Annotated in this window: 11 protein-coding genes and 2 pseudogenes; 5 read left to right on the forward strand and 8 right to left on the reverse strand. The window is 61.1% G+C overall.

Annotated features, from left to right (window positions below; translation table 11 throughout):
* Positions 1-540 precede the first annotated feature (540 nt).
* From K315_RS0102965 to K315_RS0102980, 3 genes are all read right to left on the reverse strand, one after another.
* Positions 541-1,800 (reverse strand): OFA family MFS transporter, encoded by a 1,260-nt coding sequence (locus tag K315_RS0102965; RefSeq protein WP_033521016.1) that lies wholly within the window; start codon positions 1,798-1,800, stop codon positions 541-543.
* A gap of 594 nt (positions 1,801-2,394) precedes the next feature.
* Positions 2,395-3,399 carry an aldo/keto reductase gene (locus tag K315_RS0102975; protein WP_238556480.1) on the reverse strand — a complete coding sequence of 335 codons (1,005 nt, stop codon included), beginning with the start codon at positions 3,397-3,399 and terminating at the stop codon, positions 2,395-2,397.
* Positions 3,400-3,676: 277 nt separating this feature from the next.
* Positions 3,677-4,150: a PhzA/PhzB family protein gene (locus K315_RS0102980; protein ID WP_033520972.1), complete on the reverse strand. Its 474-nt coding sequence runs from the start codon at positions 4,148-4,150 to the stop codon at positions 3,677-3,679.
* Positions 4,151-4,657: 507 nt separating this feature from the next.
* Here K315_RS0102980 and thiS point away from each other — a divergent pair.
* The 3 genes from thiS to K315_RS0103000 all read left to right on the forward strand — a co-directional run bounded on the left by thiS (position 4,658) and on the right by K315_RS0103000 (position 6,797).
* Positions 4,658-4,852, forward strand: a complete 195-nt coding sequence (thiS, locus tag K315_RS0102990; protein ID WP_029576119.1) for a sulfur carrier protein ThiS — start codon at positions 4,658-4,660, stop codon at positions 4,850-4,852.
* 238 nt (positions 4,853-5,090) lie between these two features.
* Positions 5,091-5,804, forward strand: a complete 714-nt coding sequence (gene thiF, locus K315_RS0102995; protein WP_029576120.1) for a sulfur carrier protein ThiS adenylyltransferase ThiF — start codon at positions 5,091-5,093, stop codon at positions 5,802-5,804.
* Between the two features lie 90 nt (positions 5,805-5,894).
* On the forward strand, positions 5,895-6,797 hold the full coding sequence (locus K315_RS0103000) for a thiazole synthase (protein ID WP_081666370.1): 903 nt from the start codon (positions 5,895-5,897) through the stop codon (positions 6,795-6,797).
* A gap of 842 nt (positions 6,798-7,639) precedes the next feature.
* On the opposite strand, the gene K315_RS0103005 is transcribed toward K315_RS0103000, so the two are convergent.
* Both K315_RS0103005 and K315_RS10665 read right to left on the reverse strand, forming a co-directional pair.
* A complete protein-coding gene (locus K315_RS0103005; protein ID WP_029576121.1) occupies positions 7,640-9,322 on the reverse strand; it encodes an amino acid permease in 1,683 nt (560 codons plus the stop codon).
* Positions 9,323-9,843: 521 nt separating this feature from the next.
* Positions 9,844-10,092, reverse strand: a pseudogene (locus tag K315_RS10665) (IS30 family transposase); the annotation flags it as partial.
* 141 nt (positions 10,093-10,233) lie between these two features.
* Between K315_RS10665 and K315_RS0103015 the strand changes: the two are divergent.
* Positions 10,234-10,713, forward strand: a complete 480-nt coding sequence (locus K315_RS0103015; protein ID WP_029576123.1) for an SDR family NAD(P)-dependent oxidoreductase — start codon at positions 10,234-10,236, stop codon at positions 10,711-10,713.
* Between the two features lie 136 nt (positions 10,714-10,849).
* On the opposite strand, the gene K315_RS0103020 is transcribed toward K315_RS0103015, so the two are convergent.
* From K315_RS0103020 to K315_RS0103030, 3 genes and pseudogenes are all read right to left on the reverse strand, one after another.
* Complete coding sequence (locus K315_RS0103020) at positions 10,850-11,329, reverse strand: Dps family protein (protein WP_029576124.1); 480 nt, start codon at positions 11,327-11,329, stop codon at positions 10,850-10,852.
* Positions 11,330-11,381: 52 nt separating this feature from the next.
* A pseudogene (locus K315_RS09270) lies at positions 11,382-12,696 on the reverse strand (hemolysin family protein).
* 272 nt (positions 12,697-12,968) lie between these two features.
* Positions 12,969-13,571 carry a carbonic anhydrase gene (locus tag K315_RS0103030; RefSeq protein ID WP_033521008.1) on the reverse strand — a complete coding sequence of 201 codons (603 nt, stop codon included), beginning with the start codon at positions 13,569-13,571 and terminating at the stop codon, positions 12,969-12,971.
* Between the two features lie 570 nt (positions 13,572-14,141).
* Here K315_RS0103030 and K315_RS0103035 point away from each other — a divergent pair.
* Positions 14,142-14,705 (forward strand): redoxin domain-containing protein, encoded by a 564-nt coding sequence (locus tag K315_RS0103035; protein ID WP_029576126.1) that lies wholly within the window; start codon positions 14,142-14,144, stop codon positions 14,703-14,705.
* Position 14,706 lies beyond the last annotated feature (1 nt).

Below are 14,706 nucleotides of genomic sequence, written 5' to 3' on the forward strand. Positions count from 1 at the left end.
CAGGGTCGTTATCGGGGCCATTAGTCAACTTGTGCGTCTGGTAATGGGGTGCGCGGGAGCCTCAATCATCGTTCTGGCCCATGCGCGCACGTCCTGTATGCCATGGCATGCGAACCCGAACAGATATCGACGAAATACGGTAGCGCCGGGCCGTGCTCTGCGTGTTGCGCATGCCAGGACATACGCAACTCGGCATTTTGGCCTCCGGACAGTACGAGACGCCCCCATCCGGCAGGAAAAGTATGCCGCAGCATACACAACCCGACATTTTGACCTCCGGGCAGTGCAGGGCACCTCCCATCCGACAGGAAACGTATGCCGTGACATACGCGGCCCGGCATATTCGAACCGCCAACGCACCCTGCGCCGCGACGAGCTCGCGCGGGCTTCGGACACACATTCCGTCCGGACTCGAAAGTGGCGGCAGGGGATCCAACACCTTGGCACGCCCGACGCGCAACCCCTCACACCCGATTCCGGGCACCCAGGTTGGCTAATGCCCCCTTCGGACATTCACGACATTCACGGCATTCACGGCATTCACACCGCAACGTTCACGACATCGCGCTCATCCGCGGACTTGCGATCACGCATGGCCAACAGGATCGCCACCAATGCGACCGCATACAACACGGCAAGCACCGGAATCAGGCCGGCGTAGCGGTGCGATTGGTCGGCGGCATGCGTCACCACGAAGGACGCCAGCTGATTGCCGGACAATCCGGCGAACGCCCATGCGCTCAACGCGAGCCCGTGCACCGTCGAAACCGAAGACATGCCGAAATGCTGCTCCAACAGCACCGGCAGCGTGGAGAAACCGCCGCCGTAGCCCGCGTTGACTAGGAACAGCATCACGAGAATCATCCACAACGTGCCGTTGTCAATCGAATGGAACACCACCTGCAGCAGGCAGACGACGACCGACATCACGAAAATCACCACGTAGCTGGTTTCACGGCGACGGCAGTGGTCGGACAGCGTGGAGAAGCCCAGTCGGCCGACCGCGTTGAACACCGCGTCAACCGCCAGCACCGTGCTGATTACGCCGGCGGTCGCAGTCGCAAACGCAGCAGCATCAAGCCCGGCGAAGCGCGGCATCACCGCAAGCGCATCATGCAGAATGTCCTTTTCCTGCGAAATCAGCGCGAGGCCGCACGTAATATTGAGATAGAAGGCAAGCCAAATCGCCCAGAACACGGGTCGACGCATCACCGTGCGACGCCTGACACGAGCAACGGCCGAGTACACGTAGCCCGCGGGGCGGCGAATCAGCAGGAATCCGGCGAACATCATAATCGCGTACACCACGGCAAGCACGTAGAACATGCTCACGAGACCTACGGAGGCGATGAGCCAGGTCATCACCGGGCTGGCGATCGCCTTGGCGAGGCCGAAGCCCGCGACCGCGATGCCCGTGGCCAGGCCTTTGTTGTCGGAGAACCAGAGCATGAGGTTCTTGACCGGCGTGAGATAGCCGACGCCCAGACCGACGCCCATAATCGCGCCATAGCAGATGAACACGCCGGGAAGCCAGCCGGCGGCGATACTTGCGCCTGTGCCGGCGAATCCGGCGACGAAGCAGACCAGGCTGATCAGCGCGGAGCGGCGGATGTCCTTTTCCACGACCGGCCCCAAGAACGCGGCGGACATGCCAAGGAAGAAGATCGCAAGCGAGAAGCCCCATTCGATGGTGCTCGGCGCGACGTGCATCTGGTCGGCGATAAGCTGTTTGAACACGCTCCAGCAGTAGACCGTGCCGATGGAGATGTGGATGAGCAGCGCGGGGACGACCGCGCGCATCCAACGATTGTCAAGGCGGCTCGGGGTGCGGACCGCAGGATTTGGCGCGACGGGTGCAGCGCCGGACGGACGGGTGGATGATGTTGAAATCGGCTGGGTGGTGATTGCCATAGCTTCCTCTCCGCAGCGAGCGCAGAGATGTTCGGTTAACACCTCCGCATCCCTGCCCGCACGACTGTATCAGGCTTTTTCCGCGGGCGCAGGAATGTGAGTGGCGTCACATGCAAACAATCAAAATGTTCGTTTCCGTGATGATTTCCGGGCTGATTGTGCGGTGCTGCGCGGTTCCGACGAGCGATGATGTTCAGTTGCGATTGGAGGGGGTAAGGGGCGACGTACCCAGCAAACTGGTGGCAAGCGGACAGGAAATCCCGATTTATACAGGCTTATACACCGCTATACAGCACTATACATTGCTATACATCGTTATACTTTTCTATATTTTGGCGATATAGCGGGTACATCCCTCGCGGCAAAGTCGCTTTTACTGTGCCGGATATGGGTGAGTTCATTCTTCGCGTGTCGTCTGCGGCGGGGGCAGACGTATGACGGGAAGCGGTGATTCAATCGCCTTGCCGGTCAGGCCTTGTATCACTAGAGCGCAGCGGCCATCGTCTGCCGGCGGGCGGCGACGGAAGCGTTGAGGCAGGCGAGGTCGTCCGGGGTGAGTTCGAGCCGCGTGGCGGCGAAGGAATCGTGGATTTCCTGCGGATTGCGGGCGCTGGGGATGGTGAACAGACGCGGGTATTGCGCCAGCTCCCAGGCGAGCGTCACCCGCTGGTGGGAGACACCGAGTTCCGCGGCGACCTCGCGGAACGGGTCGTACGCATGCTGATCAACCGGGTCAAGAAACCCACCGAGCGGGCTCCAGCACACGAACGACAACCCCAACTGTTCGCAGTATTCCAACGTATGTTCCGGGTCGGGGTGTGACGGCGAGAACTGATTTTGCACGGCGATCAGCTTGTCGCCAAGTATGCCCCGCGCGATATCAATCTGCTCGCGGTTCACGCGCGAGATTCCGGCATATCGGATGACGCCCGCATCCAGCAAATCGCGCAGCGCTCCAACCTGGTCGGCGTACGGCACCGCCGGGTCCGGACCGTGCGAATACAACAGATCAAGCGCCTCTACACCGAGATGCGCCGCCGATTCCTTCGCGTCGCGAATCATGGTTTCCGGCCGCGAATCCGCCATCCAACCGTAGCGACTGCCGACAGCCTGCAAATGCTGGCGGGCCGACTCCGCGGTGTTCTTCGCGTCGGGTGTTTCACGGGAAACATCAACCGCGGAGGCCCCAGAAGCACCGGAAGCCCCAGCATTCCCGCCGGCCGCAACCGCCTCGCAGGTGCGTCGATACCCAGTTTTTGTGGCGACCAGAACGCGTTCACGCGGGCCATCCCACGAGGCGAGCGCGTCGCTAACCAACCGCTCGCCATACCCGAGGTCTTCCGGCTCGCCGGTTCCCGGACGGCTGGGCAGATAATAAGACCACGCCGTGTCCAAATACCGGACACCTTCATCAAGCGCCGCATGGATTGTCTCAATGGCGGTCTCACGATCCGGACGCCCCTCGATCGCGAGCGCCATCGTCCCCATACCAATGCGCGGAATCTCGAATCCTGCAAGCCGCCCGTCGCGTACGCTGCGCAGATCGCGGCCGACATTCGCGTCACGTTCACCCTTCGCGTTACGCACGCCGTCCACCGCACTCAAATCGCCAGTATCGCCCGAATCGCTCCGATTATCCATCTCGCCCATTCGCCTCACCTCGCCGTTCTTCCGCTGTTTCCGCGCCGCCTCCAAGCGCCGCCTCCAAGCGCCGCCCGATGCCTCCCGGCGCCACGGCATTCCGCCGCCGTACGTTCCGCCCCGCTCAGGCGCTCGGGAAATCACCAAGCTCAATCGTCGGGGTCTGCATGCCCAGCGCCCGCATCTCGACAATCGGGTTCATGAACTCACGCTCGCGGTAAATCAGCCCGTCTCGCATTTCGAACGAATAAATGAAATGGTTGCGGTAGAACACCAGGTCATGGCCAGGCGGATTGATATTGCCCTCGCCATCGCACTCCGCCCACACACGGTCGGGATCATCGGTTGTCCAAATAGTGATATTGCTCCATGCCCAATCGGGGAAATGCTCCGATGACCACACGTCATATTTCGCGATATTCTCGCGCCCTTGGGCGAAAACCGGCTCCCGGGAATCCGATGTCCACAATCCGGAAATTCCGTCCTCGCAGAACAGCTCATGCCGGCGCAGCAGCGCGTCACCATGCCCGGAATGCAGGTACTTGTCCACCACCGCGCGGTTGCGCTCGCGCCGGGTCTGATCGTCTTCGAAAGTCATACCACCACTGTCCACACCGCGCCGGACAAGCTGTTCCGCCTTTGCCTGCCCCGGCCATCGCTTGTCCGGGGGCGTTGCCTAGGATGGCCTCACAACCGAACGGGAGCCCGCAAGGGCTGAGAGGAAGCCACGACTTCGACCGTCAACTTGATGCGGGTAATGCCGCCGTAAGTATGCGATTGTTCGTTCCGTGATTCCCCTTGGCGTTTGCCCAATCCCCGATGATTCGACCGACGGTCGGACGGCGTGCATGCGCTTCCTTCCCCGTCGCGAGTGCGGCGCCATCATCATCGTGCCGAACACGAATCAGACGGATTCTGTTCGTGAAACAACCGAATAACAGAACAAGCATGACCGGGTCATGAAGGAGCGCACCGCCCAATAGGTACGATTTCTTCAGTGACCCGTTTTTTGTTGCCTTTCGAGGCCAGGATGCCGGTTTGCGGACGCGCTTGCGCCCGGTCGGCGGGCGGCCACGGACGAGCAGCACCAACGGGAAGGATCATCATGATCGTCAACGGACAGCAGGAGACGCTCGGCACGCCAATCAGCGTCACCGAGCTCATCGAGCAGCGCGGACTGCGCCCCGAGCGCGTGGCCATCGAACTTAACGGCGATATCGTGCCACGCAACAAGCGCAGCGAAGTCATGCTGCACGACGGCGACACCGTCGAAATCGTCACCTTCGTGCAAGGCGGCTGAGCGGGTCGGGCGCCAACTAGCCGTCAAACCAGCCGTCGGGTTTGTCGCCAGACTTGACGCCGGACTTGTCGCCAAGCGGGTTACCAAGCCAATCGCAAGCTGTGGCTACGGCCAGTCATCAAATCCGGCAGCCACAGACCGCGGCAACCGCAACCACCGCTCCCAAATCACCATCGCCAATTCCAAACCAAAATCACCCCAATCACACAGCCAAACCACCAGACCACCAGAGCACACCATGACATTCACACCATCAGCAACCCCCGAACAAACCGCCGCACGACAGCAAGCCTTCGATGGCCTGCCCGACCCGACCACGCTCGTCAGCCGCGAGGAGATTCGCGCGGCCCTGCTCGACCGGCACACCGCCGCCACGCAAGACAAGCTCGACGCCGCGCATGTGGCGATTTGCGGGCTCGGCGGGCTCGGCTCGACCATCGCCGTCGCCCTGACGCGCATCGGCGTCGGACACCTGCACCTCATTGATTTCGACCGCGTCGACATGACCAACCTCAACCGCCAGCAGTACTTCCTCAAGGACCTCGGCCAGTACAAAACCGAAGCGCTGCGAGCAAACCTCAAGCAGATCAACCCATTCACCGACATCACCATCGACACCGTGAAAGTCACCGACGAGAACGTGCCGACGCTGTTCGAGCACGAGGACATCATCTGCGAGGCGTTCGACGTGCCGGAAAACAAAACTCTGCTCGTCAACGCGGTGCTCGAAAATCTGCCGGACAAGAAACTCGTGTCCGCAAGCGGCATGGCAGGTTACCGCAGCTCGAACCTCGTGCGCACCAAGCGGGTGTCCAGGAACTTCTACTTCTGCGGTGACGGCGAAACCGCGCCCAAACCGGGGGCCGGACTCATGGCACCGCGCGTCGGCGTGGTCGCCTGCCATGAGGCCAACATGATCACGCGGCTGATCCTCGGCGAAGAGGACGCATAATCGCGGCCTGTACGCGTGTCTGCCGGTTCGTCACAAACGGCACACCGACGGGCACGCATACACCACCAACTCACACACAGGAGCACACTCATGAGTACTACAACCGACAACGCAACAGCGCAAAACAACGCCGAGCCCAGCCTCGACGAACTGGTCGGAACCGCGACCAACACCGCGATTCTGCCCGAGCCGGACGCGCACGCCTATGATTCCATCGCCACCGGCGAATCCGACCCGCTGATCCTCGGCGGGCACAAGTTCACCAGCCGGTTCATTCTGGGATCGGGACGGTACGATCTGAATCTCATCAAGGCGACCATCGAGAACGCAGGCACGCAGATTGTCACCATGGCGTTGCGCCGCTGCCGCACCACCGACAACAACCTGCTCGACTACATTCCCAAGGGCATCACGATGCTGCCGAACACATCCGGCGCGCGCAACGCAAAAGACGCGGTGCGCATCGCCCGGCTCGCCCGCGAAGTATGCCAGACGGATTTCGTGAAAATCGAAATCGAACATGAGACGAAATACCTGCTGCCGGACAACCGCGAAACCATCAAGGCCACGGAGATCCTCGCCAATGAGGGATTCGTCGTCATGCCGTACATGTTCCCCGACCCCATCGCCGCACGGCAGCTCGAGGAGGCGGGCGCCGCGTGCGTCATGCCACTCGGCTCGCTGATCGGCTCGAACAAAGGGCTGCGGATGCGCGATTTCATCGAAGTGATCATCGCCAACGCGCATGTGCCGGTAATCATCGACGCCGGCATCGGCCGGCCAAGCCAGGCCGCCGAAGCGATGGAAATGGGTGCGGACGCGGTGATGGCGTACACGGCCATCGCGAGCGCCGGCAACATCCCGCTCATGGCAAGGGCGTTCAAGCATGCGATCGAGGCGGGGCGTGAAGCGTACCTGTCCGGGCTGGGCACGGTGACCGAGGGTCATGCCGTGCCGTCGAGCCCGACGAATGCGGCGGATTACCTGCACTGAGCGCGCCCCAGGCATGTGGCGGTGGCGGTCACTCAACGCTGATTGCCGCCACCGCCGCATGCTGAATCATGCCCTTGCCCATCCGGTTCAGGAAGATGCGCTTCACGGGCACCGCAGATACGCGAGATACCCGTCGATCACTGAGTGCATTTATGCAAATCATGGGTTAGGACTTATGCAAATCGTTGGTTAGGGTTTATGTAAATCGTGGGTTAGAGTTTATGCAAATCACAGATTAGGGTTCATGCAAATCGTGGGTTAGAGTTTATGCAAATCGTGGGTTAAGGTTAACGCAGATTGCCGGCTGGGACCGCCGACCGCGTACATTCCGCTCGACACAGCCGGTAAGTCGCAGTACGTTTCTCATCGATTGCCGATTCACAACAGCGAGAACAGACCAGGCTGACAGACGTCAGCAGACAAGAAATTCCCGCACGAAGCATACACGACGTCATCGGGCCACATGCCCGACTGAACTCACACGGACTGCGGGAGACCGTCTACCAGCCTGTCGCCAGAAGAAGAACTCCCGGTTTTTCGTGGGAGATTATCACGAATATGCGAATCCGATGATGTTCTCCCAAATAGCTATTTCGGGGCAAATTCAAGAACCGCGGAATTCCAACATTCTCATTTGGGAGATATTGTCCAGAAGCACGCAATACTCACAAACTCCCAGATTCGAGTGGGAGAACATCGGCGAATCCAACTTCTCCCGGGAGAACACCACCCAAAGGGCTGGATTGGATTAAACTCCCAAATTCCAGCGGAAAACATCATTCAGCCGACCAATCAGCCCGCCGACACCGCCCGCAAGCCGCACCGCAGCGCACCGGCCTACCTCAGCGCAGCGCCTCCTGCAAGTCGCGGTTCTGATAGCGCTCGTGCAGCAGGCAGTATCCGCCGAACACCAGCAGCCACACCAGTCCGGCGATGGCCGGGCCGCGCGTGTCCGCAGCGAGGAACAGCGTCACATACACGAACACGAAGAACGCAATCGCGAGCGCATCGGTGAACCGGTAGGCGGGCATCAGGAAGCCGTCGGCGATGAAGTCCGGCGAGCGACGATACCGTTCGTGCGCGATCATCGTGAGGATGTAGATGAAGATGATCACCGCGCTGGAGGCGCTGGCGAACAGCACGAACGCACTGGACATCTTCGGGAACGCGTTGATGATCGGCGACAGGAGAATCAGCGCGGCGGATACCAGGATCGCCCGGGCGGGCACACGGCGGCTTGAGACGACACCAAGCTTGTTGCGCTGTGGCGACGGCGAGTCCACGGCAAGCTGGTACAGGTGGCGTCCGGCCGAGTAGAGCAGCGAGTTGAGCGCACTGGACGCGGCGGTGATCACGACGAAGAACACGAGCGCGGCGGCCCAGTCGAGGCCCGCGTAGCGGAACACCATGATGAACGGCGAGGCGAAGGAGCCGTCGGCGTTGGGCTTGAAGCTGCGCCACGGCACGATGACCATGATCGCCAGCAGCGCGCCCACGTAGAAGATAAGCACGCGCATGATGATCTCGTTGATTGCCTTCGGCAGCACTTTACGCGGGTTCTGGGTTTCGGAAACGGTGACGCCGACAAATTCGATCATTTCGTAGGCGAAGAACACCATCTGGAAGCTCATGAGGAAGGCCAGCCAGCCGTTGGGCGCGAAGGAGAAGCCGTTCCACAGGTTGTCGAAGCCGGCGTGCCCGGCGGGGCTGACGCCGTCCGAACCGGGGATGTGGACGGACGGGTAATGGTAGTGGATGACCACCATGACGACGGCGGTGACGATCATCGCCACGATAAGCGTGATTTTGATCATCGAGAACCAGAATTCCGCTTCGCCGAACGCTTTGACGGCGATGAGGTTGATGGTGGTGAGCGCGGCGAGGAAACACAGCTCAATCAGCCATTTCCAAGCGCCCAGCTCGATGCCGAAGGTGCGGAAGAAGGTGACGAAATACGTGCTGACCGCGGTGATTTCGGTCATGCCGATGAGCACGAGAACGATCCAGTACGACCAGCCGGCGAATCTGCCCCAGCCGCGGCCGAGATACCGGTCGATGAAGTTGATGAAGGTGTGCTGGCTGGGGTCGCGGTACATCATTTCGCCGATGGCGCGCATGAGCAGGAACATGATCGCGCCGACTGCGATATACACGAGGACGATGCTCGGGCCGGTGAGTGCGATGGACTTGCCGGAGCCGAGGAACAGACCCGTGCCGATGGTGCCGCCAATGGCGATGAACTGCACGTGGCGGTTGGTCAGCCCGCGCTCCATCTCGTTGCCCTTGTCCAGGCTTTCGACGGATGCGGCGGTTGCGCGCCCTGGCGCGGCCTCCGGACGCCTTGGCGCGGCGGATGTGCCGGATGTCTTGGACGAGACGGAAGAAACGGACGAGACGGATGCGGAACAGGAGGCGTCACGGGATTCGGCGGCAGGCGTGGTGTCCGGCGTTGTGCTCGACGTGACGCCAGACGTGGCACCGGGCGTCTGACCGCCCGTGATATCGGAATGTTCAGAAAAAGTCATAATGTTCCCTACCCTACTCCTGTCCAACGGCAACCATACGCGCAACGATGCGTAACGGCGAATAATCGCATATACAACAGCAAGCGCGCCATCGTGCATCATTACACAACGCTGCGGCGGTGCGGCTTTCCCTGGCGCATACCGCCGCGCAGCTGTGCGAAGGTCTGCTCAAGCTCGATAATGCGCCTGGCCTGACGCGCGATAACCTGACTGGAAACATCCGTGTGATGCGAAGCTTCATCGTCCTGTTGGGACGCCGGAGCGGCGCCATCGTGTTCATCCGCCGATGCCGTGTCAGCGGGCTGTTTCACCCCGAGTGTGTCAGCAAGTTGGCTGAGATTACGGTCAAGCCGTTGCCGGACGACCAGCGCGCGCTCGTACCGTTCGACAAGGCAGACGATGATATCACGGTCGCTCATACGTTTGCCCGCTTGCGCCGATTTCATGGCGTCCGCTTTCCATCGGGCAACGCAACGCTCGTGGCTTGGGCATCTGGGGCGGTGGGCGGCCGTCTGCCGGACGCGGTGCACGTCGGCGATGGCGATGCGCTCGCCCATGCACAGGTGTCCGGCGTCGGTCCGCCTGGGTCTGTCCATGCCGCCACGGCACCGGTCCACGAGCGGCCGCCCGTTGCGGCCGGTGGAACGTGTCCTGCCGTTGCGCCAGACCTTCCCGGTGCGTTTGGATACACCGACCGCGTGGGCGGCCTGGGTGAAATTCATGCCGCCGCGCACCAGATCCAGGTACTTCGCGCGTCTCGCCGCCCGCATGTCCCGCAGCTTCTCGTACTTGGTCCCGTCGAACTCGTACACCATGTTTCGATTCCTTCCGAATCCAAGGTGTTGCGACGTTCACTAGAACTCGCCAGGCTCTGATCAACTGCGCGGGGGGGGGCGCTGGGCAAGGATCCCGTGGCGACGGCGGATCTTGACGACTGGCGTTCGATGTATGAGCTCAACGTGTTGGGAACCCTGCGGATCACCCAGAAGCTGCTTCCGGTACTGAAACGGGCGGCCGGAGGCGGCACGGTTCTGTTCATCTCGTCCACCGCGGGGATCAAACCGTATGAGGGCGGAGGCGGCTACTGCGCGTCGAAATTCGCCGAACGGGTCATGGCCAGGGTGCTCAGGCTCGAGCAGATCGGCGAGCCCGTTCGCATCGTTGACATATTGCCTGGCATGGTTCGTACCGAGGAGTTCTCGCTGAAGCGTTTCCATGGTGATGCCGAGCGCGCGGCAAGCGTCTACGACGGTGTTCCGGATCCGCTGGAGGCCGAGGACATCGCCGAATGCGTGCGCTGGGCTCTGGACCAGCCGGACACGGTGGATGTGGACTCGATCGTGGTCCGTCCTCGTGCCGAAGGCTCGTATACGAAGGTTTTCCGCCGGTAGTCGATAGCCGCCAGACTCCAGCCGGGTAGATGACACAGGCAGCACCACCGTGATGGGTGGTGCCGCCTGATGGATTCACGCAAGCGGACCGCGCCTTGCATCAGCGCGATTCGCGGCTTAGTCCGAGGGCTAGGGCTTACTCCAGATGGCTCCGCATGAACCACTGGAACTTCTCGAGCTCCTGGACGTGGTCCTGGATGATGTTGGAGCTGATGACGTCCAGCTCGTCCAGCTCGGCGATGGCCTTGCGGTCGTCGGCGATGAAAACGTCGTAATAGTCGATCAGGGCCTTGAGATAGTCGGCGGTGGGTCTGTGCCCTGTCAGATCGACGCCCTTCCATGTGCGCTGACGGACGATCGCGTCGGGGCGTCCGTCAGGTGATCCGCCCAGAGTGGAGATGCGTTCGGCGGTTTCGTCGGCCTGCGCAAGCACGGCATCGACCTCGGGGTCGATCATCTCATGAACGGCGATGAAGTTGGGGCCGGTGACGTTCCAATGCGCGTGCTTGAGGACCAGCGCCGCCTCCTGCTCCTGGGCCAAGCGGTTCGAGAGAATGGCGATGATCTTTTCCGATGCGGCTTCATCAAGACCGGGTACCACGAATGAGAGTGTCATGATCCGTCCTTTCCTAATATGAAACGGTGCTCGTTATTGTAGCGGCTGAGTCCTATTCGCGTGAGTTTTCCGGAAGGTTAATCTGACGGCGAACCTCCACGGTGTCGATTCGTCGACCATCCACCTTGGTGATGACCATGTCGTAGCCGTCATCCGTGTGAAGAACATCGCCCACTTCGCCCATTTTGCCTGTATGCGCAAGGAAATATCCAGCCACGGTCTCGTATGGACCGTCATCCAGCACTATGCCGGTCAGATCCGCGAAGTCCTCAAGTGTGGTGCCGCCGTCGACGGTCGCGACTCCGTTGACGAACGCGCTTGCTCCCTCCGCTGACGAGTTGTCGCCCGGTAGGTCGTATTCATCGCGAATGTCGCCGACCAGCTCTTCGGTCATGTCCTCGAGCGTCACGATGCCATCGGTTCCGCCGTATTCGTCGATAACGACCGCCAGATGGATTCCCCGCTTGCGCAGCAGCTCCAGACTGGGAAGGAGCTTGGAGGTGCCGGGCAGCGATATGCCTTCGCGCGTCACGTCCGCCACGGTTTTGGCGTTGGGATCGCGCACGTCAAGAAGGTCGCGCACGTGGACGAACCCCAGCACGTCGTCGAAGTCCTTGCCGGTCACGGGATATCGCGAATAGGGCATATTCCGCACGTAGGTGGCGGCGTCCGACAGCGACTGGTTGCCGTCCAGGAACACCACGTCCGCTCGGGGGCGCATGACCTCGGCCACAATCGTTTCGGATGCGTCGAATACGTCGTCGAGGATGGTCCGCTCATCCTTGCTCAGCCGTGAGTTGGTGTTCACCAGAACGCGAAGCTCGTCGCCGGATACCTCGCTTTCCGTTTCGTTCGGGTCGAATCCCATGAGCCGGACGATGCCATCGGTGTTTCTTGCCGATAAGCCAGATGATCGGTCGGCAGATCGTGGCGAAGACGTCAATGGCGGGCACCACGGCTCGTGCTATCTGCTCTGTGCGCTGCATGGCGATGCGTTTGGGGACCATTTCGGAGAGGACGATCGGGCAGTAGGAGATGATGAGGGTGAGAGCGACCGTGGTGAGGGGATTCGCGACATGGGCAGGAACACCCCAGCTTTCGACCACGGGCACGAGTGATGGTGAGATGGCGGATTCGCCGAAGGACGCCGACAGGAAACCCGACAGCGTCACGCCGATCTGAACGGTGGACAGAAAGGTGTTGGGGTCGCGCGCGATGGCTGCCACGCGCGCCCCACGCGCATCCTCCTGCTCCATCTGGTCGATCTGGGATCCACGGAGGCTCACCAGTGCGAGCTCGGTTCCGGAGAACACGGAACCGAGGAGGAGGAAGACGAAAACCAGCAGAATGTTCAGACCCAGCGACATATTCCCAACTCTAGCGTCATCCCGGGTGCACCCTGTCTTATATCGCTTATTCGCTTATATCGCTTGTTCGCTTGTTCGGAAATCATGCCTGATTCGGGTAAACGGGATGTGGCGCAGGGCGGCGAGATCATGCGCTGGGTGACGCGGGGGTACGCGGAGCAGCGCAGGTGAGACACGTGGGCCATGCTGGTGAGACGCATGGAGACGGAACAGGGATTCCACGGAGCATACGGGGGTTCCGATACTCGCAAGCACGTGGATGCCGGCATGGGCTAGAACGACAGCACCTCCACCACGCCATCAGACACGCGGTATCGTGCCCCCACGATGCGCAACCGTCCCTCACCCAAAGCCGCACTGATGGATTCCGACTCCGTGACCAACCGTTCGATGGTCCGGGCGATGTGGACGCGTTCGAAGTCATCCGTATCGTCAAGCCCCGCCCGCCGTGATTCGAGGACGGAGCCTCCCACGGATCTGATGATGGGCGAAGGGGAATCCGTCACCAGACGATCCAGCTCGTCAAGACGCTCCTCATCCAAGGGACTCAGCGCGGCAACGGCGCTTTGGATGGCGCCACAGTGCTCATGCCCCAATACGACCACAAGACTGGTGTGAAGGGTGTCGACGGCGAACTCAAGCGATGAGACCACTGCGGAATCGAGAACCTCCCCCGCCGTCCGCACCACGAACATGTCGCCCAACCCCTGATCGAAGATGATCTCCGGAGGGACGCGTGAATCGCCGCAGCTCAGAACCGCGGCGTCCGGGTGTTGGGCGTCGATGAGGGACTCGCGTGTTGCCGGATCCTGCCAGGGATGCTCGGGCTGACCCTGTGCGAACCGTCTGTTTCCGGCAAGAAGACGGCTCCACATCGCGTTGGCGGTGGACTCATGCTCCGAGGATCCGCCGCCGGCCTCGGTAGCCGAGAGTGGCGTGCGTCTGGTGGGATCCGCGCCGTCTGAATTCTCGTGTGAACCAGCACTGTTGGTCGTTTCCCCGCTCATCATGCTCTCCATCCGGTCCAATCATGCGCTTTTGCATCGGGACCCGAATTGTGAGGCCCGAATCGTTGGAACCCCATTCGTTGAGATCCTAGTGACATCCTAGAGCCTCAGTCTTCCAAACTGATTGCGCGGGTTCGATCGCGCGGGATCCGCCTGCCGGGGAATTGTGCCGCAGCTGTGCCTGCTGTGCCGGACGTATTCGTCGAACTCCGTGTTTCATGTGAAACGTCCTTAACCGATACGACCATGCGTCCGTGATTGTGACCCTTCCCACAGTTTTCCCCCTGACGTAACCCTGTCCGCGGCGATAGCATGGAGCTACGGACGTCTTACGGAAAACGGCGCGATGGCGTGTTTCCCGATCGGTTGTTTCCGTCTGGCGTCGATGGCACAAAGGCCGGCGCTTCGGCCTCACAGAACAAGGTAATGAGGATTATCATGACGATGCTTCAGCATGAACTGACGGATTTCACGGTCAACGCCTTCCAGAACGACGACTTCCATGAGGTCAGCAAGAAGGATGTCCTGGGCCACTGGTCGGTGTTCTTCTTCTATCCCGCGGACTTCTCGTTTGTTTGTACTACGGAGCTTGAGGATCTGGCCGACAAGTACGAGGACTTCAAGAAGATAGGCTGCGAGATTTACTCGGTCTCGCACGACACCCATTTCGTGCATAAGGCGTGGCACGACGCCAAAGAGAAAATCGCGAAGATTCAATACCCCATGCTCGCCGACCCCACGGCTCTGCTGGCTCGTGACCTCGACACCTACAACGAGGAGCTGGGACAGGCCGAGCGTGGCGACTTCATCATCAACCCCGAGGGCAAGGTCGTTGCGTACGAGGTCATTTCGTCCAACGTCGGACGGAACGCGGAGGAGCTGCTGCGCCGGGTGCAGGCAAGCCAGTTCGTCTATGAGCACGGCGATCAGGTCTGCCCGGCCAAGTGGACCCCCGGCGAGGACACCATCGCCCCCAGCCTCGATCTCGTTGGGCAGCTCTGAT

This window comes from Bifidobacterium thermacidophilum subsp. thermacidophilum DSM 15837 (assembly GCF_000426425.1).
Classification (GTDB): domain Bacteria; phylum Actinomycetota; class Actinomycetes; order Actinomycetales; family Bifidobacteriaceae; genus Bifidobacterium; species Bifidobacterium thermacidophilum.

Excerpts from the sequence above, each read along its gene's own strand:
- K315_RS0102965 (WP_033521016.1), bottom strand. The coding sequence starts at position 1,800 with ATGCGCGCGGTCGTCCCCGCGCTGCTCATCCACATCTCCATCGGCACG.
- K315_RS0102975 (WP_238556480.1), bottom strand. The coding sequence starts at position 3,399 with ATGGGGACGATGGCGCTCGCGATCGAGGGGCGTCCGGATCGTGAGACC.
- K315_RS0102980 (WP_033520972.1), bottom strand. The coding sequence starts at position 4,150 with ATGACTTTCGAAGACGATCAGACCCGGCGCGAGCGCAACCGCGCGGTG.
- thiS (WP_029576119.1), top strand. The coding sequence starts at position 4,658 with ATGATCGTCAACGGACAGCAGGAGACGCTCGGCACGCCAATCAGCGTC.
- thiF (WP_029576120.1), top strand. The coding sequence starts at position 5,091 with ATGACATTCACACCATCAGCAACCCCCGAACAAACCGCCGCACGACAG.
- K315_RS0103000 (WP_081666370.1), top strand. The coding sequence starts at position 5,895 with ATGAGTACTACAACCGACAACGCAACAGCGCAAAACAACGCCGAGCCC.
- K315_RS0103005 (WP_029576121.1), bottom strand. The coding sequence starts at position 9,322 with ATGACTTTTTCTGAACATTCCGATATCACGGGCGGTCAGACGCCCGGT.
- K315_RS0103020 (WP_029576124.1), bottom strand. The coding sequence starts at position 11,329 with ATGACACTCTCATTCGTGGTACCCGGTCTTGATGAAGCCGCATCGGAA.
- K315_RS0103030 (WP_033521008.1), bottom strand. The coding sequence starts at position 13,571 with ATGTGGAGCCGTCTTCTTGCCGGAAACAGACGGTTCGCACAGGGTCAG.
- K315_RS0103035 (WP_029576126.1), top strand. The coding sequence starts at position 14,142 with ATGACGATGCTTCAGCATGAACTGACGGATTTCACGGTCAACGCCTTC.